The sequence below is a fragment of the uncultured Legionella sp. genome, from assembly GCF_937871865.1.
GTDB lineage: Bacteria > Pseudomonadota > Gammaproteobacteria > Legionellales > Legionellaceae > Legionella.
In genome coordinates this window covers 1-3,183 of record NZ_CALMPD010000166.1, presented here as the reverse complement: position 1 = coordinate 3,183, position 3,183 = coordinate 1, and the positions used below count along the sequence as shown (strand labels likewise).

Sequence of the window (3,183 nt, the reverse complement as noted above, 5' to 3'; positions counted from 1 at the left end):
ATTTCCTAAGTTAGTAAGTGTTCCTATAGTGGCACGGGAACCTAGACCTCCACCTCCAGAGCCACCACCACCGAGGAAGGCATCTGTGGAAAGAGTGACAGTACCTCCATTACCTCCAAAACCGCCTCCACCAGCACCTCCAGTGCTTCCTGTGGCTGTAATAAAGCCGCCATCCCCGCTAAAGCCACCACCTCCGCCTCCCCCTTCATTGCCAGTAGACGCAGCGCCTAGATAATTTCCTCCTTTGCCACCAATTGCTGCGCAGTTGTTTATCGAGACATTCATTAAGGTGATTGATGGATTTGAGCCATTTAAAAAAGTTTGAGGTGCGTAAATTGCTCCCCCAGCCCCCAAGCCCCCGCCGCCGCCAGAAATTCCATCTCCGCCATCGCCTCCTTTGGCTGCCAGGTTTTCAAAATTCATGTTTTGGATCGTGACATTTCCCATTGGGATGAATAATCCTCTGTACGTTTTATTGTTACCGTCAATTGTAACTATGGAGGTTGGGCTTGGGTTGCCAATAGTAATACTCACGGGATTAGGAGAGTTGTTTATAATAGGAAGAATTCCGTTAAGTTGAATCGTCATTGGTGAATTAAACGTAATCGCATAATCATCGGGCAGCATGTTTAAGTTTTGATTCATCGAATTCAAGCAATATCTCAGATCGCCTGGCTCTCCTATACCTCCAGGATTGTTGTCTGTGTTCAGGGTTACATTGAGTGTTGTCAGGGCATATAAAGAGGGAGAGGCGAAAAGAAAAATCCAATGAATCCAAGACTTTAACATGGGAAACCTGTAGTTATTTTTTATTTCCATCATCGTAATATGTAAAAAAAAATTATTCAATATTCCAATTCAGAGAGAGTGGGAATTTGATTTTTTTAAATAAATTTTTTGTCTATTGGCTCAGTTCTGCAATCAAATTTAATTTCGATTGCCTGATACAATTTTGGGGAAATAATGAGATATACTTCGCAATATTTGAAATGTTAACAGTCCTGGTTCAATACGATTAATTCTTATTAATCAAATGGAGCAATTTTTTAAATGTTTAATATTCCTGCGATCAGTATCAAATCGCTCAGCAAAATCTATAGTAATGGCTTTAAGGCTTTGAGTGGCATAAATCTCGAAATCAATCGTGGTGAGATTTTTGCGCTCTTAGGGCCAAATGGTGCAGGCAAAACTACGTTAATCAATACAATATGCGGCATTACTCAACTGAGTAGTGGTACTGTCACGGTAGCCGGTCACGATCACATAAAGCAATACAGGCAAGCACGTGCGGCAGTCGGTCTGGTGCCGCAAGAACTTGCAACTGATGCATTTGAATCAGTCTGGAGCACTGTCTCGTTCAGCAGGGGCTTATTTAATAAACCACGCAATCCAGCTTATATTGAAGATGTTTTAAAACGTCTCTCTCTCTGGGATAAGAAGGATGAGCAAATTCGGCATTTATCTGGAGGCATGAAGCGCCGAGTTATGATTGCCAAAGCACTTTCTCATGAACCTGAAATTTTGTTTCTGGATGAACCTACTGCCGGAGTTGATGTGGAGCTGCGTAAATCAATGTGGGAGCAGGTGCGGAGCTTACGTGAAACCGGAGTCACCATTATCCTTACTACTCATTATATAGAAGAAGCGCAAGAAATGTCCGACCGTATTGGCATTATAAATAAGGGCAATCTGATTCTTACGGAAGAAAAGAATGTGCTTATGAAAAAAATGGGCAAACGGCAAATGATTTTTGTGCTGCGTGATTCTTTGGCGAGTATTCCTGAGGGATTAAACGAATATCCTCTTACTCTGATTCAAAATGAAAAGGACAGCAATCTGGTTTTAACGTGTGATAATGAAAGTGGAAATGATATTGCAGATTTTCTCGATAGCCTCCAGTCAAATGGCATTCGACCTAAGGATATTTATAGTCGCCAAAGTAGCTTGGAAGAGATTTTTATTAAATTGGTAGAGGCAAAATGAATATTCGTGGCATTAGTGCAATTTATCTTTTCGAAATGAGCCGAACCTTCCGTACTTTAGGGCAAAGCATTGCCGCTCCTGTGATTTCGACGGTGCTTTATTTTATCGTATTTGGAGCAGCTCTTGGTCCACATATGAAAGCCATCGATGGTGTGTCGTATGGGGCGTTCATTGTGCCTGGCCTTATCATGCTTACGATACTTGCAGAAAGTGTATCAAATGCATCTTTTGGTATTTATTTTCCCAGATTTACTGGAACCATTTATGAAATTCTCACCGCACCCTTGTCCTTTTTGGAAGTGGTGGTAGGCTATGTGGGGGCTGCTGCAACTAAATCGATAATGATTGGAGTGCTGGTGCTCTTAACCTCTTTGTTTTTTGTGCCATTACGTGTCGCACATCCATTCTGGATGGTCTTTTTTTTGATAATGACCAGCGTCACCTTTAGCTTACTGGGATTTATTATTGGCATTTGGGCTGATGGTTTTGAAAAATTGCAAATAATTCCCCTCCTGATTATAACGCCGCTAACCTTTCTGGGAGGGAGCTTTTATTCCATTCATATGCTGCCTCCGTTCTGGTATAAATTTTCATTATTAAATCCTGTGGTGTACCTTATAAGTGGTTTTCGTTGGAGTTTTTATGAGAGTGGCGATGTAAGTCTTGCTACTAGTGTAACCATGATAATAACGTTTACTGTTAGCTGTCTTTGTATTATTGGTTGGATTTTTAGAACAGGCTATGGGCTAAAAAAATAATCAAATTCTCTACGAATTCCTATTCTAATTGATCCATAGACGGTGGGACGCGATAAATGTTAAATCCATATCCCCAGAATAACCATAAGTAACCATTTGCTTCCTTATAAGTTGACTTCTGGGCAGCGGTCATTGAGGACTCTTTAGATGGAATTCCTTCTCCTCCGTCATCAGTAGTAGAGGATAACCATCCTCTGTTAACAAATTCAATTCCTATCCCTGTTGTATTCATGCCAGAACCATGATTTTCAAACTCAACCAAATCATTGAATTGCAAAATAGTGGCATCTCTTTTTATCGACATATGGCCTTCTTATTATAAATTTTATTTGAAAGCTGCCTGACGCGTTCAGTATTTTTTCAGAGGCGAAGGTACCAGTGGGAAAATTATAGCCAACACACGATAAATTGATTATTAGCAATGGCTCTGAAAAAGCTCATC

The 3,183-nt window shown here is 40.7% G+C and carries 3 protein-coding genes and 1 pseudogene; 2 read left to right on the top strand and 2 right to left on the bottom strand.

What is annotated here, in order from left to right; all coding sequences use genetic code 11:
• Window positions 1–789: pseudogene (locus tag Q0495_RS09305) on the bottom strand (hypothetical protein); the annotation flags it as partial.
• Between the two features lie 261 nt (window positions 790–1,050).
• Here Q0495_RS09305 and Q0495_RS09300 point away from each other — a divergent pair.
• Together Q0495_RS09300 and Q0495_RS09295 are read left to right on the top strand one after the other, a co-directional pair.
• Window positions 1,051–1,983 carry an ABC transporter ATP-binding protein gene (locus Q0495_RS09300; protein WP_298625269.1) on the top strand — a complete coding sequence of 311 codons (933 nt, stop codon included), beginning with the start codon at window positions 1,051–1,053 and terminating at the stop codon, window positions 1,981–1,983.
• Window positions 1,980–2,741, top strand: coding sequence for an ABC transporter permease (locus Q0495_RS09295; RefSeq protein WP_298625268.1), 762 nt, complete (start codon window positions 1,980–1,982; stop codon window positions 2,739–2,741). Before Q0495_RS09300 ends, Q0495_RS09295 begins: the two co-directional genes overlap by 4 nt.
• A gap of 19 nt (window positions 2,742–2,760) precedes the next feature.
• On the opposite strand, the gene Q0495_RS09290 is transcribed toward Q0495_RS09295, so the two are convergent.
• Window positions 2,761–3,045 (bottom strand): N-acetylmuramoyl-L-alanine amidase, encoded by a 285-nt coding sequence (locus Q0495_RS09290; protein ID WP_298625266.1) that lies wholly within the window; start codon window positions 3,043–3,045, stop codon window positions 2,761–2,763.
• Window positions 3,046–3,183 lie beyond the last annotated feature (138 nt).